We start from the raw sequence: 21663 nt of genomic DNA on the forward strand, positions 1-21663 counted from the left end.
TCAATATGTTAAACTGTTCATCCTAGCCGCGATCGAGTGTGACCCGGCCTGAGACAACAGCACGAGAAAGAGCAGAGCATCTGCTCAGTCAGATCGAAAACATCTACTCAGGCGAGAAAAACGATTGGGCAGGAGATCTCCTGCCAGCCGTTCGGTCTTGCCTGACTGGCGGGCAACGAAGCGCCGGGATGCCCACCGGTCGGGCTGACGCCCGGACCCTGGTCCTTCCTCCGATGGCCTCAGTTACGCGCCTCGAAGATCATGTTGAACGGCGTTTCGCTCGCGCGGCGGAAGTGATGATAGCCGGCATCGAGTGCCACCTTGCGCAGCTTCCTCTCGCCTGCCTGCGCGCCACTGGAAGGCTTGGAAACGGCCATCGCGGTCGTTCATGCCGAAGACGAGGCCGATAGCCCTTCGGTTAAACCGCGCCCCAGATCACGCGCCGCCAATCGCGGCTCTCTTCCCGCTCACCTTCCTCGTGTCGAGGAATAATCGAGCCGGAAAGCCTGATCTGCCCGAAGGCCTGAGGCGGACAAATGAACTCTATCGGATCGAGGCAGAGCTGCGCGGCTCAACGCGGTCGATTTGCTTGCCTATTTGACCGCAACCCTTACCGCCATCGTCAATGGTCACACAAGCAGAGCCGGATAGAAGAACTCCTCCCGTGGAATTACCCGGCGAATGGTGACGCCTAAAGAAGAGACGGCGACCGTCAAAGTAATGCAACTTTGACAGGCATCAGAGCGCCATGTTAGCGATAGATCATGTTCCGCAGCCTGCGGCATCAGCGCGACTATATGAGGTGACGATCATGCGCCTGCCATTTCTTGCTCTCGCTCTTGTTACAACAGCCTTTGCCCAAATCGCCGCCGCCGAGCAACTTGTTGGTCAAGTCAACGGCGGCGGAGCACCCATCGCAAAGTCAACAGTGACGCTGTGGGCTGCCGGCGAGGGAGAACCCACCAAGCTATCTGAAACAAGCACGGGCGATGACGGCGCTTTTCAGTTCCAGTTCGACACCGAGAAAGCTGGCAATGCTGTGCTGTACCTGACCGCCAAGGGCGGTGAGCCCACTGTCGGCGGGCCGAAGGGAGAGAACCCGGCCGTCGCATTGATGGCAACCCTGGGCACGGCGGCCCCGAGAGAAGTGACCATCAACGAGCTCACGACGGTGGCGTCGGTATGGACGGGCGCGCAGTTCCTGAAAGGCGAATCGCTTAGCGGGCATGCGCTCGGATTGAAGATCGCCTCGGGCAACGTGCCGAACCTGGTGAATCTCACGACGGGCGGATTAGGCCCGGCCATCCAAGACCCTCTAAACAGCACGCAGACGACTTCCCTGGCCACCTTGAACACCATAGGTGACCTGCTGGCGGGCTGCATCACCCGCGTGCAACCGGACGCCTGCGAAAGGTTGTTCGAGGCTTCCACGCCGCCCGGAGGACGTGCTCCGACCGACACGCTGACTGCGGCGCAAGCGATCGCACTGCATCCGTGGAATGAGCCTGCAAAGTTGTTTGCACTGCTGGACCACTTCTATCCGGCCCGACAGGGGCCAGGCTCGCGTGCCGTGCCATACCGACCCTACCTTCTGTTCGCTCCCAGCACCTGGACCATTGCGCTGCGTTACGCCGGTGGCGGTCTCAGCGGCCTTGGCGGTATCGGTATCGACAGCGAGGGCGACGCCTGGGCGGCAAACAACCAGATGGCAGGGTCGCAATCGACCATGTTCGGCGGGATCGGCGGCACGCTCTCGGAGCTTGCATCGAATGGTCGGCCCATCTCGCCGATGACCACTGGCTATACCGGCGGTGGCGTGGACTTTCCCGGCTGGGGCCTCACCATTGCGGCCGATGGCAAGGTGTGGGTGACCAGCATCGAAGGCAAGACGATCTCGGTGTTCGATGCGACTGGGAAACCGCTGTCCCCAGACACTGGTTATGACTTGAACGGACAGCTCGGTGGAATGCAGGGCATCAATACGACCCCCGACGGGGATGTATGGGCGCTGGATTCGAGCAAGAGCCAGATCGTCCATTTGCCGAAAGGCGATCCGGCGCAGGCGCGAATTCTCTGCCGTACCGTTGACGACAAGCCCGTCGACGGTACGTGCCAGGTAAACGGGCCATTCCATGTCGCGTTCGACCTGCAAGGCCGGGTGCTCGTTTCCAACGCCAACTCCAACACCGTCACCCGTTTCCCGGCAAACGATCCGGGCAAAGCCGAACAGTTGACGGTCGGCTACAGCCCCCATGCCATCGCGATCGACAGCCAGGGCAATGCGTGGGTGGCCAATACATTGGGAGAACCGAGTCTCCGCGAAAAGCTCGGCTTGCTCCGGACCAAGATGCGGAGCGAATTGGAAAGCAAACTGGAGCCGGCGGGCGGCGCTGACGAGACGGTGGAAAAGTTCATCGCCCTGGTCCGCATCATAGAGGAATTCCCCGGCGGCAGCGTCAGCCTGATACGCCCGGACGACAAACAAGCGCCTGCACCGCAGTTTGACGGCGGAGGAAGCATCAGCGGTCCATGGGGCATTACTGTCGATGGCAACGATCACGTATGGGTCGCCAACGGCTTTGGCAAAACATTGACCGAGCTTTGCGGCGTACGCACCGAGACATGCCCTCCGGGCTTCAAGACCGGCGATCCGATCTCACCTCCCAAGACCGGCTACGCGGGCAAAGGAATGCAGTTTCTGACTGGCGTTGCTGTCGATCCGGCGGGGAACGTGTGGGCCGCCAACAACATCGACCTCATGGACGAGGTCTGCCTGACAAAGATACCCGACGAGACGCTCTCAACGCGCTGTGGCGGCAACGGCTTCGTCGTCTTCTTCGGCCTGGCGAAACCCGTCAGGACCCCGGTAGTCGGCAGCCAAGTCCAACGCTGGTAGGCATACAGTGCCGGGCGTGACCGCCTCTATCGCATAGTTGCTTCGCTCATCACGAGGGTGTGAGCGGCACACCGCTTTCGTTCGTTTCCGGCGAGCCCTTCGCGACCGGGAGCTTGTCGCAACAGCAGCAAACGCTGCGGCGGCTCTCAAGAAGGCGGCCCGCGTCGAGGAACATGAAGGCTGGGCGAACGCTTTCGTCGTCCTCGATCAGCACGATGTTGGGATCATCTAGTTTTCCGAGGCAAGGCGTGTTGGGCGAGCGGCTGATCTATCGCTCTGCGCCATACCTGTACCTGTTCACAGGGAGCCAGCGAGGCCGCGCTTCCGCTCTCCCCTTGCTTGATCAAAAATCAGCGAGGTAGCGCCGTGGCCCACTCAATTCCGCACCTCGAAGATCATGTTGAACGGCGTCTCGCTCGCCCGGCGGAAGTGGTGATAGCCGGCATCCATCGCCACCTTGCGCAGCTTCATCTCGCCTGCCTGCGCGCCGAGCCCGAGGCCGACTTCCTGGGCCATCGAAGCCGGTGTGCAGATCATCGCCGAGGCGCCGTAATAGACGCGGCCGACGGGGTTGAGATTGTCCTTCAGCCCGTCATGGGCGAAGGGCTCGACGATCATCCAGGTGCCGTCCTTGGCCATGGTCTCGCGGATGTGCCGGCCGGCGCCGACAGGGTCGCCCATGTCGTGCAAGCAGTCGAACATGGCGACGAGATCGTAGTTGCCGGCCGGGAATTCCTTGGCTGTGGCCTTCTGGAAGCTCACCCGGTCGTCGACGCCGGCCTCCTTTGCGGCCCGCTTGGCGCGCTCGATCGAGGGGCCGTGATAGTCGAAGCCGTGGAAATGCGATTTCGGGAAGGCCTTGGCCATGAGAATGGTCGAGGCGCCGTGGCCACAGCCGACATCGGCGACTTCCGCCCCGCGCTCCAGCTTTTCCTTGACACCCTTCAGCGAGGGAATCCATTCCTCGACGAGATGGCTGTTATAGCCGGGCCGGAAGAAGCGCTCTGTGCCGCGGAAGAGGCAGGTGCTGTGTTCGTGCCAGCCGAGGCCCTTGCCGCTACGGAAGGCCTCTTCCACCTTCGGCTCGTCCATCCACATGGACTGCACGATTTCGAACGCGCCGCCGAAGAAGGCGGGGCTGTCCTCATTGGCGAAAACCAGCGCCTGTTCGGGCGTCATGGCAAACTTGTTCGAGGCTTCGTGATAGGTGATGTAATCGGCAGCCGCCATGGCGGCCAGCCATTCGCGCACGTTGCGTTCCGTGAGACTGGTCGTTTCCGCCAGCTCCATCGAGGAGCGCGGCCGCCCGTCCATCATCGCCCTGAACAGGCCGAGATGATCGCCGAGCACGACGAGAACGCCCGAGACGCCGGCCCCGAGATCGCCGACCAGGCGACCGACGAGTGCATCGACTTTCTGCATGTCAGGTTGGCTCATATCGGATTTCTGCTTGTCGGATTTCTGCATGGCACCCTCCTCAAGATGCGCCCGCCCCAGCCCGAAACATCGACCCACTTGCGATTCTAGGCCGGGACAGCGGACAGTCAATGCTGCGTTCGGGTGAGGGGAGCGGGTGAGGAGCCTTGAGCGCCGCGCGTCCATTCGGACGCACCGTCGCCGGGCTGGAAATTAAGTGCCACGCCGTCCTTTCCGCGGTATAATGACCGGCTGCAATATGGACGGAAGGTGAAGCCAATGAAGAGGCTCGCAATCATTGCCCTGTCGCTGGCAACGGCGCTGACGAGCGCTCCGCCGGCCGTGGCGTTTCCCACCATTGCCGCCCCTGCAGTCGAGGCGCTGCAGGCGCAGCCGGTGCGTTACCGTGGCGGCTATTACGGCGGCTATCGCGGCGGATACTATCGCCATAATGGTGGCGACGACTGGGGTTGGGCGCTCGGCGGCCTGGCCGCAGGCGCGATCATCGGCGGACTGCTGGCGCAGCCCAGATATTATGGCCCCGGCTATTACGATCAGGGCTATTACGGCTCGACCTATTACGGTCCGTACTACTACGGCTCGACGCGATATTACGCGCCACGCTATTATGCGCCACGCTATTACCGCCGAGCCTACTATGGCGGCGATGCACATACGCGCTGGTGCTATGCGCGTTACCGGTCCTACAGAGCTTACGACGACACGTTCCAGCCCTATAACGGTCCACGACGCGTGTGCGTCTCGCCTTACTATTGATGGCCCGCATGGAGTCGCTGGCGCCACCCCATCGCCTTGGCTTGTCGCGCCTTACGGAAGTTCGATTTCGCCGTCCACCACATGGTTGAGGGCAGCGCCTTCCGCCGTCAGCGTCATGCGGACCTTCAGCCTCTTGCCGGCGATCTGCCCGTCGCGCACCGTCTCCTCGATCTTGCGCTGCGAGGTCACGCCGACTTCCTTCAGGAACTTGCGGATAGACATATTGAAGGCGTCTTCACTCATGATGGAATCCTCCGTATCCGGAAGGAATTGTAAGGGAAGGCGAGCGGTCAGGAAAGCTGGATGGGAGGTGCGGCGGCAACAATCGACCCGAGCCGGGAGATCGACTGGTTTCGTGGGCATGCTAAAGCATGTTGCGCAAAAGTGTGCAGCGGATTTGCGGAATTATGTAGCAAATGCCACAAGCGAGCTCGCTATCCGGCGTCGTTGAGAAAACTCTTCGGAGTTCGATTGAAGGCTCTGTGATAGAAAGGTCGTGGGTCTTGACCGTCTCACGGAAATTCTGCATTTTGAAGATAGCGCTACGTAGGGTGCACCGGCCGTTGAGCCGACTGGGCAACGCCCGCCTACAATTTCAAAGGTAGCGCCTATGCCGAATCTCGAAAACCTCAAGAAGCAAGCCAAGCAGTATTTGCGGTGGCATCGCGAGCGGTATTATCCAGTCGCGGCCCATATCCGCGCTGCTTTGCCACGATTTCAACACCTCGACGATAATCAGATATTGGAATCCAGTTTCAAGCTCAAAGACGCGCAAGAACTTGTCGCGCGTCAGTTGGGATTCGAGGGGTGGTTGGCGCTCAGGTCAGGAGCCTATATGAACAATCAAAGCAAACAGACCGCATCCCACCCGGTTCTCAGTTCTGTCTCCGCGCAACTCTTCGTCTCCGACATCAAAGCGTCGTGCGAGTTCTTCACCGAAAAACTCGGCTTCGTGCTCGACTTTGTTTACGGCGACCCTCCATTCTACGGACAGGTTGTTCGTGACAACGCACGCCTCGCTCTGAGGTTAGTTTGCGAGCCTGTGTTTGTCGGCGACATCCGGCAACGTGAGCATCTGCTCTCCGGCTCGATCACGGTCGACACCGCCAGTGAGATCAAGCGACTCTTTCTGGATTTCCAAGCTGCCGGAGTGGATTTTCACCAAACGCTGAAGAAGGAGCCGTGGGGTGCTCGAAATTTCATTGTTAGGGACCCGGACGAAAATCTCATACTGTTTGCTGGTCCGGCCGACTAAATATATCTCAAATCTCTGAATACCGGCCTAGATTGCCGCAGAATTCCCGAAATCTGCGACACGCTTTTCCGGTAGATCAATGTCAGGTCTTCGTCGGCTCGACTGAGTCGGCGAACGTCCGCTCTAAAGGTCGAAAGACGACAATATCGAGTTGTGCAGTCATGTCTCCTATTGGCGCATTCCGGTCAATCAGGAGGATTTCACTGATACTCGCAGATAAGACTGTATGATTACAAGGAAATCGATTCCGCTTAATCAAGCTGATCGATAATGAATGTCCGCCGTCCTGGATGAACCGATCGGCCGGTTTTCCGGGCAATTCAGTTTGGGTAAACAGTCGATCTGCACTCATGTTTTCACCTGCCTTCTCGATTGTTCCGGATCATCTTCTTGAGCCACTTGTCCCAATCGTCGTTGCTCATTATTGACAGGGTCTTCGCGGCGTCCCGGTACCGATCTCATGGCAATCGTCGCAAGTAAGCATTGGAGCTGTTGCATGGCAATCTACAAGGGCGCGCTGGCATTGCTGGGAAAGTCGGAAACCGACGCAGCGGTCGTGGACTACTTGAAGTCGCTGGGTGCGACGCTCCCGCTCGAGCGGCCGCCACGCGGCGAGAAGGAAACGAACGTCGAGGTCCCCGGTCAACAGATTGAACTGCTCTTTACTCTCGGAAGCGAGTTGCCGAACGGGACGCGCTTTGCGGAAGGGGAGTTGGTTCTGCGTACATTCTTCGTTCTTCCGGAGGAAGCAGGAAGACCGATCGATGGAACGCCTTTCGATCTCGATATGACCATGACCCGGGAGCAGGCGCGAGCAAAGTTCGGGGAGCCGGAATGGAGCAGCGGTGGTAGTTTGAAAAACGATCGCTGGGTGCTTGGAGACAAGCGGATGCTTCTAAGCTTCACCTCGGACGAACGGCGCATCCGACAAGTGTCGGTGTCGCAATTGTTCGAGTGAGCGGGTGTTGACCCGATCATATGGTCCTCACCTGTTTCTGCAACCGGCAATTTTGATCTTGGTGGCGCAGAACAGACCTCCCGAAACCGGTATCCGTCACCGCGTGAGGGACCCGCTGTCATAAAACTGAAGCACTCCAGTTGCTAGTGATTTGCAATTGCAAATCAGGAATGATGTATGACCGAGTCCGCATCTGAGACGAAGATTCTGCTGCCTTTGATAGTGCTGTCTGTCGCCCAGTTGATAGGGTGGGGCGCGGTCAGTTTCCCGGCGGTCGTCAGTCGGGACATGGCGGCGGATCTCAACGTCGATATGTCGACGGTCTTTGTCGGAACGACCGTTTTCTACGTGACGATGGGTGCCTGCGCTCCTTTTCTCTCGCGCCTTTTCACAAGCGTTGGAGCGCGTCCGGTCATGATCGGCGGAACGATCATGTCGGCTTTGGGCCTGGTGCTTGTGTCATTGTCGCATTCGCCGATCACTTATTTCCTGGGCTGGCTGGTTCTCGGAGCGGCGGGAAGCGCCAGTCTCACCACGCCGGCACATATCCTGCTCAACGAGATCGCAGGCCGGAATGCCGCGCGGGCGATTGCCAGCCTGGCACTGGTTTCCGGCTTGTTCGGCACAGTGTTCTGGCCTCTCACGTCGTTCCTGTCGGCGGAAATCGGATGGCGCGGCACGTGCGAAATCTATGCCGCGGTCATGATCAGGGTCTGCCTGCCGCTCTACATTTTCGGCCTGCCGCGACGGAGCAAAGGCGCAGCGCCTATCAAGGCGACGACGTCTCAGGGTTCGGCAAGGTCCTATGACCGGACCTTTTATCTCATCGTCGCGGCCATCGCGCTCAATGCCTTCATCACCTTCGGCTTCAGCTCCATTCTGATCGAGCTCCTGAAGGCGGAGGGCCTGAACCCCGCGCAGGCGCTTGGCTACGGCTCGGCGCTCGGCATCGTGCAGATTTGCGCTCGGGGGCTTAATATCATCACGGAAAAACGGTGGGACGGCGTGACGATAGGAGTCGCGTCATCGGTAATTCTGTGCGGATCGCTGGTCATCCTCGTGATGGCCCAGGGGTCGGCGACGGCCGTGGCCATCTTCCTGGTTCTCTATGGCATCAGCAGCGGGGCGCTCGCCGTCGCAAGGTCAACCATACCGCTCGTCTTCTATGACAAGGGAGAGTTCGCAAAGGCGCTCTCGCGGATCGCCCTGCCATTGAACTGGATCTCGGCGATCTCTCCTCCGGTCTTGATTTCCCTGATGACCAGTCTTGGCAGCAGGGCGGTGCTGATCCTGTGTCTGGTCTGCTCCTGCAGCGCGATCTTCGTCCAGCTTCTTCTCAGGGGCCGGCGCCCGATGAGCGAAGCAGTCGCCGGCGCATCCTAGGCTGTGAACTCATAAATGCGTGCGGGATCATGTGGGTAGAGAAAGCGGAAGTTCCACTTGGAGCCGTCAACCGCTATCATTGCACGACCTAATCATTTTCCATGACGCAGAGACGTTAGGGTGCACATTGACACGACCGAACGAGAAATGGCTTGAGATTGCGAAGGGCTCCCTACCTTGTCGCATCTCCTTGCGAAGCTTGGATGCTTCAAACCTCGGTGATGTTGCCGAGAGCCGAATTCGTGAGGGCTATACGCAAGACGAGATTGATGAGGGTACAAAGATGCTCGATTCGGTGGAGCTCCTTGAACAATGGGAACCCGCCAATCCCAGAAGTGTTGCGCTGGCCATGTGTCTAACCATTGGGTGGGACGACGACGTAGGAGCCGACGATTTCCGTGTCTATGTCGTGACCAGCGATTTGAGATCCAGCCTGCCGCGGCGGTCTAACGCATGGGTTTATGTCGATGTGTTCAAATGGCACGATGTCTTAGCGAGTCTTCTCAACATCTTGGTGAAATGCGAGCGCGGGACGTGGGACGATAGTGTTCGAGAACTTAGAAGGTGTTTCGACTGGGAATATGAAGGCATGGCGGGAACGTGATCTAACGTCACCAACGGGTCGTTTTCCGATCTGGCTACGAAGTAATGAGTCTACGTTCTAGAATTCCTCCTCCCGGCTGGTGTCGTAGCGCAGGCGGTTGTCCTCGATGTTTTGCCTGTTTTCGGCCGCCCAATCGGCGAGGGGCCGCACGGTTTCCGACAGGGAAAGCCCGAGCGGGGTCAGCGTGTATTCGACCTGCGGCGGGGTGCTGGGGTGAACGGTTCTTGCGATCATGCCGTCGCGCTCCAGCGTCTTCAGCGTCCGCGTCAGCATCTGCTGCGAAATGCCGCCGACCTGCCGTTTGAGCCCGTTGAAGCGCAGCGCACCCAGCCGAAGCGCGACGACGACCTGGATCGTCCACTTGTCGCCGACGCGGCTCAGGATCTCGCTGACGCCCCTGCAGTCTGCCGCTGTCGGCCTGGCGGTCACATCCATCTGACCAGCTCCCAAAGATATGCTTTTGACGGACAATTCTAGGTCCCATAAATGGCCGTGGTCAACATTCCAGACCTTGTCTTCGACGAGATGGGTCTGCCACCAGGAGACCACCATGAACCTCATCTACTATCCGGGCGCCTGCAGCCTTGCCGATCATATTGCGCTCATCGAGACCGGGCTTTCCTATCGCCTCATCAGCATCGATCATGGCAAGAAGACGGAGGACGGCCGCGATTTCCTGTCGATCAATCCCAAGGGCTACATTCCGACGCTCGAACTGGAGAACGGAACGATCCTGACGGAGAACCAGGTCATCCTGGCCTATATCGCCGAGACGAGCGGCAAGCTCTTGCCCAAAGACGGCATCGTTCGCTGGCGGGCGCTGGAGGCGCTGGCCTTCATGTCCTCCGAGATCCATTCGCGGTACAACCCCTTCTTCCGGAATTTCTCCGAGCTGGAGAAGGAGCGTGCCCGCGAAAAGCTCGCGCAGGCCTTCGCAATCCTTGCCGACCAGATGGACGATAAAAAATTCCTCGTCAGCGACGAGATGACGATTGCCGATTGCTACCTGTTCTGGGTGCTGATGGTCGCGCCGAGAAGCGGCGTCGACCTGCCGGAGGCGCTGCGCCGGTTCTTCGAGCACATGCGGGCGCTGCCCTGCGTGGTCAGGGCATTGGCAGAGGAGGGGCTGGGCTGATCGGATGGCCGGGGCAAACTGACCGCGCACGTTCCCTGGCCACGCGTCGCTCCGCCTGCGGAGAGATATTTGCAACAGCACGTTGCCTGAAACCCTCAGTGCGCTCCTGATCGGAATCTTCAGACGGTCTGCAGGATATTTGCGACGTCATGCATTATCTCGGGAGTAAATGGCTTTCAGGCTTTCGCCTGTTCATAGGCCATGAACAGATCGGTTACGAGAACGCCGTTGATCCGCATCCCAGTCAAATCGGCATCCTTGATGTCCGAATCTGCCAACGTGACGCCGCTTATGGTCAGTCGCGACAGGTTTGCATTCGTGATGGCGGCTCCAGACAGATTGACGTTATTAAAGCGCGCGTCTGCAAGGGTGATATCGTCAAAAACCGCTTCGCTTAGATTGGTGTCCGTGAATCTTGCCTTGGTCAAAACAGCGTAAAACCGTGCGTCCGCGAGGTTGACGCCATCGAAATTAGCGCCTGACATATCGGCGCGTTCGTAATGCGCTCCCTGCATCTGAGGGCCATCAAACTGGTTGTGTTCCTGGCGATCGCTCATTGTTGTACCCTCCGGTTGATGATTGTGACCTGGAGAATGCCAGATTGCGTCATCGTTTGCGACCGTCGAATCTGACATAGAAACGAGCCCACGCAATTCTGGCCGCCGTTCGTCGCAGGTCACAAAAGTCGGCCGCGAAAACACGGCATCATCTTGAGGTCGCGGACTGAATGCGCCGGCGACCTGCGCCGCACTGTGGTCAATCCCAGCTTGAAGTTATCCGGCAAACCTTTAGTTTCTACCATAATAATCGCGGGAACATGCAGGCAATGACTGGGCAATCCGTTCATTCGTTCGAGATATTCGAGGAAGCAGCCTGCGATGCGGGAATCTATACTTGGGACATCGTCAGAAACCTCGTCTTCGCAGACAGCGCGCTCGCCGAGCTTTTCGGCCTCGACGCTGCCGCCACGGTGCGCGGCCTGCCGCTGGAGGACTATCTTGCGCGTGTCCATCCCGATGACCGGCCGCAACTGGCAAAGAAGATCTCGGAAGTGCTCGTTGCCGAAATCGCACAACAGAGCACCTATCGCGTAGAGGGCAGGGACGGGCGGTACCGGATGGTCGCCGCTTTCGGCCGAGCCTTTCGCGATCACAGCGGATCACCCATCCTCTATTCCGGCATCGTCGTTCCGATGGACGAGCGCGAGCATCAGGGATCGCTGACGCATTAGAACGGCCTTGCCGTCAATCCGCACAAGCTCGGGCGTTCAGCCGCAATGCAACTAACCCTTTGCACTCCACATCTGAAATGTCTCGGGCTGGTGTTCGTCCGCAACCGCCTCCAGATAACGCGGCTTCCATGAGTCTCTGATGAACGTTTCCATCGTGGCTGGAGAGGCCGGCTGCGCTGGACGATCAAAAAGCAAAAATCTAGAAGGGATTAACCGCAAACCTGTCTTTTGAAGGAGCAAAAAATGAAACGTATCGAGATGGAGGTCAGCGGCGGCTGCCAGTGCGGCGCCGTGCGCTACCACGCAACCGCCATGCTCGACAATTCGCATCTCTGCCATTGCCGCATGTGCCAGAAGGCCTCGGGCAACATCTTTGCCGCGCTCGTCGCCGCGCCCGATGACGCGCTCATCTGGACACGCGGCAAGCCTGATGTCTGGAAGAGCTCGGAGCTTGTCGAGCGCGGCTTCTGCGCCAATTGCGGCACGCCCTTGTTCTTCCACCACCTCGAAAACGGCCGCACGAACCTGATGATCGGTTCGCTCGACGATCCAAACGCCTTCGCGCCGCATGCCAATACCTGCACCGAGAACATGGTGGCATGGTTCGATACGATCACGGGCATCGAAAATACCGGCGCGACCGAAAACAACGGCGCTGACTGGGCGGCGGCGATCAAGGAGAGCAGCAACCAGCACCCCGATCACGACACGACCTCATGGGCGGTCAAAGGGGCGGTGAGGGGGGCGTGATGGCTGAGTCCTGTTCCACTGGTCACCGGTGGGCGGGCTACGGCTCTATGCCGACGTCGAGCAGATCGATCGAGACGGCGACCCGATCGAGGATGGGCCGGTTGTCCGGGCCGGTTGCGTAGACCCTGCGCTTCGTCGGGATCATCAAACCGCCGAAACTCCTGACGTCGCTGGCATAGTTGGCACTCTTGGTGCCGCCCATGATGTCGACGCTATAGTCATGGCGTCGCAACAGACCGTCCGCGTTGAAATAGAAGGTCTGCACGGTGGAATGGCTGGGGACAGTCGAGGGGAATGTTACCTTCAGCCGGCGCCAGATTTCATCCTCTTCCTGCCACGGCTCAATCTCCTGCGTCCTGAAACCGGGAAGCGTGAAGAGGAACGGCGTCGTCAGATAGGTCCACATGGCATAGCCGGTGAAATAGATCAGATGCTGCCGGTCCCACGGTGTGGGGATCGTATGCCCTTCGAAGAAGGAGCGCGGCGCGACGCGTTGCTCGACGACGTCGCCGCTATCCGCGACGATCGCCGTTCGCTCCGGCTCCCAGATGCAATGCTGCCCTTTCTCCAGGAAGGGAGTGAATTCGGTGTGCGGACGACGGGCGGAGACCGATGTGTGGATGTCGGCATAGACATCCGGCCAGCCCTTCACATGCCAGACCGCGCCGCCAATTTTGATATGGGCATGCAGTTGCTCGATCCGCTGCCAGCGTTGCAGGCCGCCATGCGCTTCGATTGCGAGATCCAATAGGTCGGTCACTCAAAGACCCTCCGGTTCGTGATGATCATAAAGGTTTAACTTTGAAACCTATCGACATCTATCTCCAATTGGTTTAACTTTGCAACCATAATTTGGATGAAAGGCGAGACAATGAAGGGCAAGCGGACTGACATGGGGGACGCCCAGTGCGGGATCGCGCGGTCTCTGCAAGCCGTCGGAGATTGGTGGTCGCTCCTCATCATCAGGGAGGCTTTCAAGGGGCTTCGACGGTTTTCCGAATTCCAGAAGAGCCTCGGGCTCGCAAAGAACATCTTGTCGGTTCGCCTGCGAAAGCTCGTGGAGGAGGGCATCTTCACGGTGGAGCCGGACCCCGACTCCGCACTCAGCCATCTCTATCTTCTGACGCCGAAAGGTTACGAGCTGAGCGTGGTCCTCGTCGCTCTCTGGCAATGGGGGGAGGAGCATTGCTTTGCGGAAGGTGAACTGAACTATGCAATCGTGGACAGCCTGAACGGACAGCCCTTGCAGAAGCTTCAGCTTGCGGCCGGGGATGGCCGGCCCCTGGGACCCCGGCAGTTTCGCATTGAAGCGTTCCCGGTCGACGGATAGGGATGACGAGCCTGGCAAGCGATGAGGTTATTCACGTCGCTCCGGTCAGGGTCTCGTCACCCCCGCTCATATCAGCCTGCGTTATTACAGCGCCGCGCGTCTTTTGAGACGCGCAAAGGACGCTGTAACACTTTGAGTTTCTGCATAATTTTGTTCTTAAATCGATTCCGATTTAAGGAATTATGCAGTGGGGATCGGCGTATTGAGGAGCTGCTGTTCCCAGAGATAGGCGATGCCGCTGCCGGCGAAGTGCTGGATGAGAATCTCGGTCAGCTCCTCGACATGCTCGGTGCGCGCCCAATCGCGTTGCCATTCGCCGGCGAGCGCCATCACGGTCATCGGGTTCGCACCGGCCGCGATCATGCGCTGGACGGCAACTTCGTGAGACTCCTTCGAAATCCCGCCCGACGCGTCGGTGATCACGGTCACGTCCCAGCCTTCGCCGGCGGCCTGGATCACCGGCATTGCGACGCAGACCTCGGTCCACAGGCCGGCGATGATCAGCTGCTTGCGGCCGGTCGCCTTGACGACATCAACCACATTCTCGTCCTGCCAGGTGTTCACCCAGGTGCGATCGATGACGTCCTGGTCCGGAAATACGTCGGTTATCTGCTTGAAGAGAAGTCCGCCGCGCGCCGCGATCACGCTGGTGAGAATGGTCGGAACATTGAAGGCTTTTGCCAGCTTCGCCAGCGCGGTCGTGTTGTTGACCACAGCTTGCGGATCGTGGCTGTTCAGGTTTGCGAGTTGATAAGGCTGGTGGTCGATCAGAACGAGTACGGAATCTTCGGGACGAAGAAGCGAGGCAAGGCCATTACGAAAGGTCATGAATATATCCTCTGCTGCCGTTTTATGTGTGAATTCGGGCTATCGGCAGACATGCGCTGACAGCCGCGCCGCCTGCGAAACGCACACTGTCATTCCTGTTTTCGTTACGGTAGCCTGCAACGGTGCCAAGCTGTGTCGCGAAATGGGGAACGCCAAATTGGAAATCGAAGATCTCAGGACATTCGTCGAAGTTGCCGATGCCGGCGGCGTTTCGCCTGCCGCGCGGCGGCTCGGCATCTCCAAGTCGATGGTCAGCCGGCGGCTCATCCGGCTTGAAGCCGAACTCGGCGTCCAGCTTCTGGCACGGACGACACGCGGCGCGGCGCTCACAGAAGCGGGGATCACGTTTCGGGATCATGCAGCCAGGGTCTGTGCCGAGATCGATGTGGCGAGAGAAACGATCCTGCCTTCCGGTGACCTTCGCGGCCGGCTGCGTGTTGCCGTGCCGCTGTCCTTCGGCCCCAGCCACTTCGCGCACGTGCTTGCGCAGATGGCGCAACGCCATCCCGAACTGCACATCCATGCCTCCTACAGCGATCGCTTCGTCGATCTCATCGCAGAGGGTTTCGATTGCGCGATCCGGGTCGGCTATCTGCCGGATTCCAACCTGGTCGCAAGGCGCATCGGTCCGCTCTACGGAAAACTGGTCGCAAGCCCTGATTATATCAGGAGGCATGGCGCGCCCGAGACGCCGGAGGATCTCGCCGGCCACGAGGCCCTCATGCAGGGAACGGAACCCTGGCAATTCCTCGACGGAGACGAGATCATCACGGTTCATCCGCGGGGGCGCTTCAAGGCAGACAATGCGCTCGCCCTTGCCGCCGCCGCCTTGGCGGGGCTCGGCATAGCCTGGATCCCCGAAGGCGTGACCCATGAGCATATCGCTTCCGGCGCGCTGGTGCCGGTCATGACACGCTATCCGCCACCGCCGGCGGGCATCTATCTCGTCCGCCCGGCGGGGCCGCATCCCGCACGGAAGATCCGCGTCCTCACGGACATGCTGATCGACTGTTTCGTGGAGGCTCCGCCGCCTTTGGGCGGAAGCCGCTGAGGGCACTGATGGCGCGAGGTCCGAATGGCGCCCGGCGCTCTCATCTGGCGGTATCTTTGGTCGCTTCCAGGCGATTGCGCTCGATTTCACTCATATTCGACAGAACCCAGCGCGTCAGCTGCGTTAAAGGCTCGGCAAGGGACCTGCCGAGGGTGGTAAGACTATATTCCACCTGAGGCGGGATTGTCGGATAGACCTTTCTGGAAACGAGACCATCGTTTTCAAGGGCACGCAAGGTGCGTGTCAGCATCTGCTGACTGATGCCCCCGATAAGCCGGCGCAGTTCGTTAAATCTCCTCGGACCATCGAGCAGCATCGTGATCGTCATGATCGTCCACTTGTCACCAATGCGACCAAGCATCTGGCTGATTGGACGACAGTCCATGCTCGTTCCCGGTTGCGGCGGCGGGGTAGGTAAATCCATGTGACCAGGCCCTAATTTTATGCGTTCTTGTGCTGATGCAGTCTGGCAGACATATCTAGTCAGCAAAACATACTACCACAGGAGATGTCATGACTGACCAGAAAACAATCGCGATTTTTGGTGCCGGCACAGGGTTGGGTGCTTCCGTCGCAAGGCGCTATGGAAAGGCCGGATTCCGCGTCGCACTCGTCGCCCGCAACGCCCAGTCTCTTGACCAGAGGGTGTCCGGGCTGTCGGCGCAGGGCGTAGACGCAACTGCCTTTCCCGGCGATCTCAGTGAGATCGACGCAATCGCGGCTCTGGTGGAAAAGATCGAAGAGAAGTCGGGACCGATTCACACCGCCGTTTTCGCGCCTGTCGGCAGCTTTCGTATGCTTCCGGCTGTCGATCTGACGGCCGCCTTGCTCAAGGAACTCGTCAATATCCTGACCTTGGCTCCAGTCGAAGTCGTCCGTGCGGTATTGCCGGGTATGCTTGCTCGCGGCAATGGGGCGATCATCGTCGCGGACGGTCTTTCGGCGGTAACGCCGATGGCCGGATTGAGCGGCCCAGGACCGGCCTTTGCCGCTACGCGCAATTACATCCTCGGCCTCCACGAAGAGATCAAGGCGCGCGGCGTGTTCGCCGGGATGCTCCACATCGGTGCCATGATCGACAACTCCACCGGCCTTCGAGTCGCGGCCGCAAGTGGCATGCCGCTCGATGATCCGCGCTTAACGACGATCGATCCCGACGTACTTGCGGAGGAAATCTGGTCGATGGCGGCCGACCGGTCCCGTGCCGAGTCGATCCTGCCGGCCAGTCGCTACCCGCATTGATCAACAGGGCCATCGTAAGGGGCCAGCGGCAACACCGCTGACCCCGCTCAAGATGAGCTTTGTTCTACGCATAGCCCGCCGTTGCGATCTCCTCACATCACGGCATAGCGGGCGCAGGACCAATCAGCGGACAAGGAACCCAAGCACGGCTGCGTTTGCCAGATCGATGAAGAATGCGGAGACGAGCGGCAGGATGATGAACGCGATGGTCGCTGCACCGTGGATCTTGGTGACCGCCGTCATATTGGCGATTGCCGTCGGGGTAGCGCCGAGCGCAATCCCGCAAAAGCCGGCGGAAATGACTGCCGCATTGTAGTTGCGCCCCATGGCCGGGAACACGACGAAGATGATGTAGACGATGGCCGCAAGCGTCTGCACCGCCAGCACGATTGCCAGCGAAAGGCCGAGCCCGCTCATGCCCCACAACTGCATGCTCATCAAGGACATCGCCAGGAATATGTTCAGCGAGAGATCGGATATGAGCGCCAGGCCGCGGGTGTGCGTCGGCCAGGGCAGGCGCGGCACCAGGAACGGAACGCTGTTCGTCATCACGATGGCGACCAGCAGGCAGACGACGAACAGCGGAAGATTGATTCCTGCGTCGAGGATAATCTCGTGCAGGGCGTAGCCGATGATGATTGCAACATTTGTCACCAGCAACGTGCGCAACAGGCTGATGTAACTGACATCGTCCTCGTGGCCGGCAACGGCCTCCCGCGACACCCCGATCGTCAGCTCCTCGTCCTTGGGGCCGCTCAAGCCATTCCGGGTGATCAGATACTGCGCGACCGGTCCCCCGACGAGGCTGGCGACGACCAGGCCGAGCGTTGCGCTGGCAATGCCGATTTCGAGAGCATTGGTGAGACCGAAACGGCTCGACACGATCGGAGCCCAGGCAATCGTCGTGCCGTGTCCGCCGATCAGCGAGGTCGAACCGAGAAGGATTGCCATGCCCGGCGGAAGACCGAGCACCGCGCCGGCTCCCATGGAGAGGAGGTTCTGGATCACAAGAAACGCGAGCGTGAGGGCCAGCAGGATGAGAAACGGCTTGCCGCCGGCAAGGAGATCGGAGACCCGCGCGTTCAGGCCGACGCCGGTGAAGAAATAAAGCAGCAGCATGTCGCGTGCGCCAAGCGCAAAGCTGATCTCGATGTCGAAGAACTCATAGGCGACGAGCGTCACGAGTGCTGCCAGGAGCCCGCCCGTGACCGCCTCCGGGATGCTCCAGCGGGTGAGGGCGGGGATGAGCCGATTGAGGTTCGCGCCGGCGAAGAACACGAGGATCGCTATGGTGAACGACAGCAGTCCCGGGACCTGTATTGTCGACATGTGCCACCTTCACCGCCACGCGCCTTGTCGGTTGCAAAACACTGACACACGCGCTTTGACTGAACCAGTGAAAATATTGTTTTGTCGTCTCGCCGCTATCAGGGCATGACCTTTGTTCGTCGGAACTTTAGCGCTCGGTGCGGGGCGCATTACGGCGCTTCAAGGCACACGCTCCATCTTTGATAGGCCGGTCGATCCGCCGAAACTGCTCAGACCGGTCGAACTTCGGCAAGCCGTCTGACTGCGTACTCGTCCTGCCAACAGACGGCGGCTTCCCATGCGGCTGATGCCTGCGCGGCTATGTCATGCGCGCCGTCATCGAGATCGGCGGCGTTGCCGGGCAGTACGAGGTCAAGATCGGGGACGTCGACGTGTGACTCATCCCAGTCGATCAACGCGACCCGATCTGCGGTCATGCGGACGTTGCCGGGGTTGTTCGGGTTGCCGTGGACAACGCATGTCTGACGCCCGATCAGCCGCGCCCACGCTGCTCGACATCGAATAACGCCCTCAGGCGGCATCGTGGAAAGGTTGATCCTCGTTCCGGTTTCGGCATGCAGGAGGTCGGTCGACGACCGCCAGCCTGGGCGCTGCGGCCAGCCCTGCGTCAACCGATGCAGCTCGCGGAGCGTGTCGGCCACGCGACGCCAGTCGGACTGCGTCTCGGGCGGTCCGCCTTCCATGTATTTCATCACCACCAGACCGTCCACGAACAGCCGGCCGTCAGCCGTCGGGATCGGCACTGGAACGGTCATGCCTTCACGGTCGAGGTGTTGGAGCAGCTCGGTTTCCCATGCGAGATCAGCGTCGGTTCTGGAGCCGAGACGACCGACTGCGATCTGCCCATGAACGCGAACGCTCCACACATCATTGGCAACTCCACCCGTAAGGGGTTCGATGCGAACCGCATCGTCACTCCATCGCTTGAGTGCTTCCCATCCCATTGGCGATATCCCTGGCGGCCTGATTAAATTGACGGAAGAAACAGCGAAAATTTGCGACGCCACGATGTTCCATGGTGGCGCAAAGCGGTCAAGGCTTTCGTCGGCTCGGCTCCAACTCGCTCGTTCGTCCGCCACCACCTCAACCAAGCCTATGCAGAGGTATTGTCAGATATCAGGGGAGGGGCTCATGGACAGCTACCGGAAATTGCTGGTCTTGGGAATGAACGAGGCAATCAGGCAGGGCGGAATATCCCTTGCTGCCCCGCCCGGTAATGGTCCAACCGACGAGGATGGTCACCTGTTTGCGGGTATCGCCGGACATCCGTCCGTGGTGCTCTGGAAAAGCATCAGCTACGGCGAGTTGCGTGTTTCGGTCTGGTGGAACTACGACCATTCGAAACACCCTCAGGCCGAAGCCTCAGGGAACCAACGCGAGACATTCTGTCTCAGCAAGCCGTTGGCCGACAGAGTCCAGTACCGGAAATTCGTCGGCGCGACCGCCAGCGCCTGGCTTGAACGGGAAACGGGCAGGCACCTTATGGGGCGTGGAAGAGGCTGTGTATTCGATACGTATCTTCGGGCTGACATGAAGGAAAAGCTTCATGCCATTCCTGATCCAAAACCGGAAGGCTACAAAGCCGAGGGGCGACTTTTCCTTTAGATCGCTGCTGCGCGCTCGCGGATACCGCAATACATCCCCAACGACTGCGTTCCCGCGTGCCTCAGGTCATGTCAGCATATGCGCTGTATTCACCGGATTGCCTGTCCCTGAAAAGATAGACGGCCGGCTGGCCTCCTCGGGTGATTTCCGCAACGTCGAAGTCCTCAGGAAAGTGCCACTCGTCCAGCGCCTTCCGGCAGGCCGCCATTTTTGCATCGTCCGCTTCGGCCAACAAGGCGGCCCCATCGATCTCGCCAACGAACACCATGGCGTCCGTCTCGGAAAAGAGCCATCGATTGGTCTGCCAGCTTTCAAATCCGGGCGTCCTCTTACACACCGTATCCTGGCGAGATTTTGCGAGATTTGCTACTTTTTCGTCTGGTCAGCAAAAAATACGATAGGCATACTTCCTAGGATCTTATTGTCTTCGTCGACTATCAGCATCGACGATGTTTTCGTCTCGAGATGATCGATGGACGTAGCTTCGATCTTCAGCTCGCCAGACATCCGGTTCCCGCCCGAGCCCCACATCCTTAGAAAAACTGGCCCGTCAGAGTTAAAGATAGCCATTTGAACTTTTGGATCGGCTATTTTAAATCCAATTATAGACATCTCGCCCCCACTGATTTCATATACGCAATCAAACGTGAGCCCTGTGATTTTTCCATCGTTTTGCGATGTGCCCGACCTGAACTCCATATAAAAATCACTTAGAGCATTATCGTTTTCCGCTAAATATTTCTCGATTTGATCGTCTGTCATTCCTTTAACGGCCCCCGAGTTAGGAACGGAGATCCTGCCTATTGAAAGGTGTGATGGACCTTTTGTTTCAGTATATTCTGCAAGAGCAATGGAGTCTGAGTGCTTATCAGGGTTATTCTGTTTTTTTATGGATATTTTTGGATATACTGTTGGTACTGTTGTGTGTTTTGGATTGTTATTTGGGCCATACTCTATTGTTGTATTTCTCTTTTCAATGCCATTGGCTTCATAAGAATACATCGAAAATAATGTTTGTTGGAGTCGGGGCCAGCCTGAAAGGTTAATTTCTTTCCACTCTATACGAGCTGGATTTGCAGCAAGGTTTCTAACGCAATGACAGATATACTTTGTATTGTCTTTTTCCCAAGCCCATGATTTAAATTCGAATGCGGAACTGCCGTCGTTGATAATTCCTGCGGCACCCTCTTTGCTATAATCCCCTTCGAAAAAATTGGTGGGACATGAAAACGACGACGCATAAGCAACACCTAAACCGGTACCTGCTAGCAATCCGAGGAAAGTAACCGTAGCCAACCACGCACGGACCTGACCAAAACTGCTTACTCGAACCATTTTGACCTCCCTCACGTTCGCCGGCGGCAGTTAACTGCGCGCGTCCTGCTGATTGCCCCGGACCTGATCCACGGCGTTGATGATTCCCATATAGTCCTTCACAAGATTTACGAATTGACCAAAATAAAACCCAAGTATTATTCCGCCCCAATTTGAAAGTTCTGGCGGTATTGCTCCTCTGCCGCTGACCGCGATCACGACAACACTTAAGATGATAATTAATGCTATCAGGCCGGCGATAACGCTAATTACGTTGATCAATCTTCCGATTGATGCGGCAGAGAGTTCAATTCTCCGCAGAATCATACGTTCTTGCGCACTCGTATTCTGCGAGACGTCAGATGCGTCCTCCATTCGCCACCCCCTAGGCAAAAAGTACAAATAAATACTAAAGTATGTATTTGTAATTTACAACCTTTAACTTGTATTTGAGGTTGATCTGAGAAATTACAACTCGGATGTAAAGACAGTGAAGCTTGCGGGCGGAGAGAAACGATCGTGAGACACGATTGGTGCAGGCGTCGCTACGATGAGCATA

Annotated in this window: 24 protein-coding genes and 3 pseudogenes; 14 read left to right on the forward strand and 13 right to left on the reverse strand. The window is 58.5% G+C overall.

Annotated features, from left to right (window positions below; all coding sequences use genetic code 11):
• Nucleotides 1-239: 239 nt before the first annotated feature.
• A pseudogene (locus tag FHT82_RS27500) lies at nucleotides 240-353 on the reverse strand (SAM-dependent methyltransferase); the annotation flags it as partial.
• Between the two features lies 1 nt (nucleotide 354).
• On the opposite strand from FHT82_RS27500, the pseudogene FHT82_RS27505 reads away from it, so the two are divergent.
• Nucleotides 355-524, forward strand: a pseudogene (locus FHT82_RS27505) (IS66 family transposase); the annotation flags it as partial.
• A gap of 287 nt (nucleotides 525-811) precedes the next feature.
• The gene (locus FHT82_RS27510) at nucleotides 812-2896 is read left to right on the forward strand and encodes a hypothetical protein (protein WP_183735876.1); all 2085 of its coding nucleotides are present in this window, start codon (nucleotides 812-814) and stop codon (nucleotides 2894-2896) included.
• 375 nt (nucleotides 2897-3271) lie between these two features.
• Here FHT82_RS27510 and FHT82_RS27515 read toward each other — a convergent pair whose 3' ends face one another.
• The gene (locus tag FHT82_RS27515) at nucleotides 3272-4333 is read right to left on the reverse strand and encodes a class I SAM-dependent methyltransferase (protein WP_183735969.1); all 1062 of its coding nucleotides are present in this window, start codon (nucleotides 4331-4333) and stop codon (nucleotides 3272-3274) included.
• Nucleotides 4334-4591: 258 nt separating this feature from the next.
• Between FHT82_RS27515 and FHT82_RS27520 the strand changes: the two genes are divergently transcribed.
• Nucleotides 4592-5089, forward strand: coding sequence for a BA14K family protein (locus tag FHT82_RS27520; RefSeq protein WP_183735877.1), 498 nt, complete (start codon nucleotides 4592-4594; stop codon nucleotides 5087-5089).
• Between the two features lie 51 nt (nucleotides 5090-5140).
• On the opposite strand, the gene FHT82_RS27525 is transcribed toward FHT82_RS27520, so the two are convergent.
• Nucleotides 5141-5332, reverse strand: coding sequence for a DUF6494 family protein (locus tag FHT82_RS27525; RefSeq protein ID WP_183735878.1), 192 nt, complete (start codon nucleotides 5330-5332; stop codon nucleotides 5141-5143).
• Between the two features lie 367 nt (nucleotides 5333-5699).
• On the opposite strand from FHT82_RS27525, the gene FHT82_RS27530 reads away from it, so the two are divergent.
• The 4 genes from FHT82_RS27530 to FHT82_RS27545 all read left to right on the forward strand — a co-directional run bounded on the left by FHT82_RS27530 (nucleotide 5700) and on the right by FHT82_RS27545 (nucleotide 9289).
• Complete coding sequence (locus tag FHT82_RS27530) at nucleotides 5700-6344, forward strand: VOC family protein (RefSeq protein WP_183735879.1); 645 nt, start codon at nucleotides 5700-5702, stop codon at nucleotides 6342-6344.
• Between the two features lie 496 nt (nucleotides 6345-6840).
• A complete protein-coding gene (locus FHT82_RS27535) occupies nucleotides 6841-7302 on the forward strand; it encodes a hypothetical protein (protein ID WP_183735880.1) in 462 nt (153 codons plus the stop codon).
• 177 nt (nucleotides 7303-7479) lie between these two features.
• Entirely contained in the window at nucleotides 7480-8685 is a 1206-nt protein-coding gene (locus tag FHT82_RS27540; protein ID WP_183735881.1) for an MFS transporter, read from the forward strand.
• A gap of 127 nt (nucleotides 8686-8812) precedes the next feature.
• Nucleotides 8813-9289 (forward strand): Imm8 family immunity protein, encoded by a 477-nt coding sequence (locus FHT82_RS27545; RefSeq protein WP_183735882.1) that lies wholly within the window; start codon nucleotides 8813-8815, stop codon nucleotides 9287-9289.
• A gap of 57 nt (nucleotides 9290-9346) precedes the next feature.
• Here FHT82_RS27545 and FHT82_RS27550 read toward each other — a convergent pair whose 3' ends face one another.
• Nucleotides 9347-9724, reverse strand: a complete 378-nt coding sequence (locus tag FHT82_RS27550; protein ID WP_183735883.1) for a helix-turn-helix domain-containing protein — start codon at nucleotides 9722-9724, stop codon at nucleotides 9347-9349.
• A gap of 115 nt (nucleotides 9725-9839) precedes the next feature.
• Between FHT82_RS27550 and FHT82_RS27555 the strand changes: the two genes are divergently transcribed.
• Complete coding sequence (locus FHT82_RS27555; protein ID WP_183735884.1) at nucleotides 9840-10424, forward strand: glutathione binding-like protein; 585 nt, start codon at nucleotides 9840-9842, stop codon at nucleotides 10422-10424.
• Nucleotides 10425-10600: 176 nt separating this feature from the next.
• Here the strand turns inward: FHT82_RS27555 and FHT82_RS27560 are convergent, their stop codons facing one another.
• Nucleotides 10601-10981 carry a pentapeptide repeat-containing protein gene (locus FHT82_RS27560; protein ID WP_183735885.1) on the reverse strand — a complete coding sequence of 127 codons (381 nt, stop codon included), beginning with the start codon at nucleotides 10979-10981 and terminating at the stop codon, nucleotides 10601-10603.
• 269 nt (nucleotides 10982-11250) lie between these two features.
• On the opposite strand from FHT82_RS27560, the gene FHT82_RS27565 reads away from it, so the two are divergent.
• Together FHT82_RS27565 and FHT82_RS27570 are read left to right on the forward strand one after the other, a co-directional pair.
• Nucleotides 11251-11655: a PAS domain-containing protein gene (locus FHT82_RS27565; RefSeq protein ID WP_183735886.1), complete on the forward strand. Its 405-nt coding sequence runs from the start codon at nucleotides 11251-11253 to the stop codon at nucleotides 11653-11655.
• 243 nt (nucleotides 11656-11898) lie between these two features.
• Nucleotides 11899-12405, forward strand: a complete 507-nt coding sequence (locus FHT82_RS27570; RefSeq protein WP_183735887.1) for a GFA family protein — start codon at nucleotides 11899-11901, stop codon at nucleotides 12403-12405.
• A 37-nt stretch (nucleotides 12406-12442) separates the two neighbouring features.
• Here FHT82_RS27570 and FHT82_RS27575 read toward each other — a convergent pair whose 3' ends face one another.
• A complete protein-coding gene (locus FHT82_RS27575; RefSeq protein WP_183735888.1) occupies nucleotides 12443-13165 on the reverse strand; it encodes a hypothetical protein in 723 nt (240 codons plus the stop codon).
• Between the two features lie 111 nt (nucleotides 13166-13276).
• Here FHT82_RS27575 and FHT82_RS27580 point away from each other — a divergent pair, with 111 nt between their 5' ends.
• Nucleotides 13277-13735 (forward strand): helix-turn-helix domain-containing protein, encoded by a 459-nt coding sequence (locus FHT82_RS27580; RefSeq protein WP_183735889.1) that lies wholly within the window; start codon nucleotides 13277-13279, stop codon nucleotides 13733-13735.
• A 180-nt stretch (nucleotides 13736-13915) separates the two neighbouring features.
• Here FHT82_RS27580 and FHT82_RS27585 read toward each other — a convergent pair whose 3' ends face one another.
• The gene (locus FHT82_RS27585; protein WP_183735890.1) at nucleotides 13916-14563 is read right to left on the reverse strand and encodes a hydrolase; all 648 of its coding nucleotides are present in this window, start codon (nucleotides 14561-14563) and stop codon (nucleotides 13916-13918) included.
• Nucleotides 14564-14720: 157 nt separating this feature from the next.
• Here FHT82_RS27585 and FHT82_RS27590 point away from each other — a divergent pair, with 157 nt between their 5' ends.
• The gene (locus FHT82_RS27590) at nucleotides 14721-15614 is read left to right on the forward strand and encodes a LysR family transcriptional regulator (protein ID WP_183735891.1); all 894 of its coding nucleotides are present in this window, start codon (nucleotides 14721-14723) and stop codon (nucleotides 15612-15614) included.
• A 40-nt stretch (nucleotides 15615-15654) separates the two neighbouring features.
• On the opposite strand, the gene FHT82_RS27595 is transcribed toward FHT82_RS27590, so the two are convergent.
• Entirely contained in the window at nucleotides 15655-16038 is a 384-nt protein-coding gene (locus FHT82_RS27595) for a helix-turn-helix domain-containing protein (protein WP_183735892.1), read from the reverse strand.
• Between the two features lie 89 nt (nucleotides 16039-16127).
• Here FHT82_RS27595 and FHT82_RS27600 point away from each other — a divergent pair, with 89 nt between their 5' ends.
• The gene (locus FHT82_RS27600) at nucleotides 16128-16856 is read left to right on the forward strand and encodes an SDR family NAD(P)-dependent oxidoreductase (RefSeq protein ID WP_183735893.1); all 729 of its coding nucleotides are present in this window, start codon (nucleotides 16128-16130) and stop codon (nucleotides 16854-16856) included.
• Between the two features lie 123 nt (nucleotides 16857-16979).
• Here the strand turns inward: FHT82_RS27600 and gltS are convergent, their stop codons facing one another.
• Both gltS and FHT82_RS27610 read right to left on the reverse strand, forming a co-directional pair.
• Nucleotides 16980-18185, reverse strand: a complete 1206-nt coding sequence (gene gltS / locus FHT82_RS27605; protein WP_183735894.1) for a sodium/glutamate symporter — start codon at nucleotides 18183-18185, stop codon at nucleotides 16980-16982.
• A gap of 209 nt (nucleotides 18186-18394) precedes the next feature.
• The gene (locus tag FHT82_RS27610; RefSeq protein ID WP_183735895.1) at nucleotides 18395-19129 is read right to left on the reverse strand and encodes a phosphotransferase; all 735 of its coding nucleotides are present in this window, start codon (nucleotides 19127-19129) and stop codon (nucleotides 18395-18397) included.
• A 187-nt stretch (nucleotides 19130-19316) separates the two neighbouring features.
• Here FHT82_RS27610 and FHT82_RS27615 point away from each other — a divergent pair, with 187 nt between their 5' ends.
• Nucleotides 19317-19790 (forward strand): hypothetical protein, encoded by a 474-nt coding sequence (locus tag FHT82_RS27615; protein WP_183735896.1) that lies wholly within the window; start codon nucleotides 19317-19319, stop codon nucleotides 19788-19790.
• A 61-nt stretch (nucleotides 19791-19851) separates the two neighbouring features.
• On the opposite strand, the pseudogene FHT82_RS27620 reads toward FHT82_RS27615, so the two are convergent.
• The 3 genes and pseudogenes from FHT82_RS27620 to FHT82_RS27630 all read right to left on the reverse strand — a co-directional run.
• Nucleotides 19852-20145: pseudogene (locus FHT82_RS27620) on the reverse strand (CbrC family protein); the annotation flags it as partial.
• Between the two features lie 11 nt (nucleotides 20146-20156).
• Entirely contained in the window at nucleotides 20157-21125 is a 969-nt protein-coding gene (locus tag FHT82_RS27625) for a hypothetical protein (protein WP_183735898.1), read from the reverse strand.
• 30 nt (nucleotides 21126-21155) lie between these two features.
• Nucleotides 21156-21479 (reverse strand): hypothetical protein, encoded by a 324-nt coding sequence (locus FHT82_RS27630; protein ID WP_183735899.1) that lies wholly within the window; start codon nucleotides 21477-21479, stop codon nucleotides 21156-21158.
• Nucleotides 21480-21663: the final 184 nt, after the last annotated feature.

The organism is Rhizobium sp. BK275 (genome assembly GCF_014193555.1).
Lineage (GTDB): Bacteria > Pseudomonadota > Alphaproteobacteria > Rhizobiales > Rhizobiaceae > Rhizobium.

Excerpts from the sequence above, each read along its gene's own strand:
- FHT82_RS27510 (WP_183735876.1), top strand. The coding sequence starts at position 812 with ATGCGCCTGCCATTTCTTGCTCTCGCTCTTGTTACAACAGCCTTTGCC.
- FHT82_RS27515 (WP_183735969.1), bottom strand. The coding sequence starts at position 4,333 with ATGAGCCAACCTGACATGCAGAAAGTCGATGCACTCGTCGGTCGCCTG.
- FHT82_RS27520 (WP_183735877.1), top strand. The coding sequence starts at position 4,592 with ATGAAGAGGCTCGCAATCATTGCCCTGTCGCTGGCAACGGCGCTGACG.
- FHT82_RS27525 (WP_183735878.1), bottom strand. The coding sequence starts at position 5,332 with ATGAGTGAAGACGCCTTCAATATGTCTATCCGCAAGTTCCTGAAGGAA.
- FHT82_RS27530 (WP_183735879.1), top strand. The coding sequence starts at position 5,700 with ATGCCGAATCTCGAAAACCTCAAGAAGCAAGCCAAGCAGTATTTGCGG.
- FHT82_RS27535 (WP_183735880.1), top strand. The coding sequence starts at position 6,841 with ATGGCAATCTACAAGGGCGCGCTGGCATTGCTGGGAAAGTCGGAAACC.
- FHT82_RS27540 (WP_183735881.1), top strand. The coding sequence starts at position 7,480 with ATGACCGAGTCCGCATCTGAGACGAAGATTCTGCTGCCTTTGATAGTG.
- FHT82_RS27550 (WP_183735883.1), bottom strand. The coding sequence starts at position 9,724 with ATGGATGTGACCGCCAGGCCGACAGCGGCAGACTGCAGGGGCGTCAGC.
- FHT82_RS27555 (WP_183735884.1), top strand. The coding sequence starts at position 9,840 with ATGAACCTCATCTACTATCCGGGCGCCTGCAGCCTTGCCGATCATATT.
- FHT82_RS27560 (WP_183735885.1), bottom strand. The coding sequence starts at position 10,981 with ATGAGCGATCGCCAGGAACACAACCAGTTTGATGGCCCTCAGATGCAG.
- FHT82_RS27565 (WP_183735886.1), top strand. The coding sequence starts at position 11,251 with ATGACTGGGCAATCCGTTCATTCGTTCGAGATATTCGAGGAAGCAGCC.
- FHT82_RS27570 (WP_183735887.1), top strand. The coding sequence starts at position 11,899 with ATGAAACGTATCGAGATGGAGGTCAGCGGCGGCTGCCAGTGCGGCGCC.
- FHT82_RS27580 (WP_183735889.1), top strand. The coding sequence starts at position 13,277 with ATGAAGGGCAAGCGGACTGACATGGGGGACGCCCAGTGCGGGATCGCG.
- FHT82_RS27585 (WP_183735890.1), bottom strand. The coding sequence starts at position 14,563 with ATGACCTTTCGTAATGGCCTTGCCTCGCTTCTTCGTCCCGAAGATTCC.
- FHT82_RS27595 (WP_183735892.1), bottom strand. The coding sequence starts at position 16,038 with ATGGATTTACCTACCCCGCCGCCGCAACCGGGAACGAGCATGGACTGT.
- FHT82_RS27600 (WP_183735893.1), top strand. The coding sequence starts at position 16,128 with ATGACTGACCAGAAAACAATCGCGATTTTTGGTGCCGGCACAGGGTTG.
- gltS (WP_183735894.1), bottom strand. The coding sequence starts at position 18,185 with ATGTCGACAATACAGGTCCCGGGACTGCTGTCGTTCACCATAGCGATC.
- FHT82_RS27610 (WP_183735895.1), bottom strand. The coding sequence starts at position 19,129 with ATGGGATGGGAAGCACTCAAGCGATGGAGTGACGATGCGGTTCGCATC.
- FHT82_RS27615 (WP_183735896.1), top strand. The coding sequence starts at position 19,317 with ATGGACAGCTACCGGAAATTGCTGGTCTTGGGAATGAACGAGGCAATC.
- FHT82_RS27625 (WP_183735898.1), bottom strand. The coding sequence starts at position 21,125 with ATGGTTCGAGTAAGCAGTTTTGGTCAGGTCCGTGCGTGGTTGGCTACG.
- FHT82_RS27630 (WP_183735899.1), bottom strand. The coding sequence starts at position 21,479 with ATGGAGGACGCATCTGACGTCTCGCAGAATACGAGTGCGCAAGAACGT.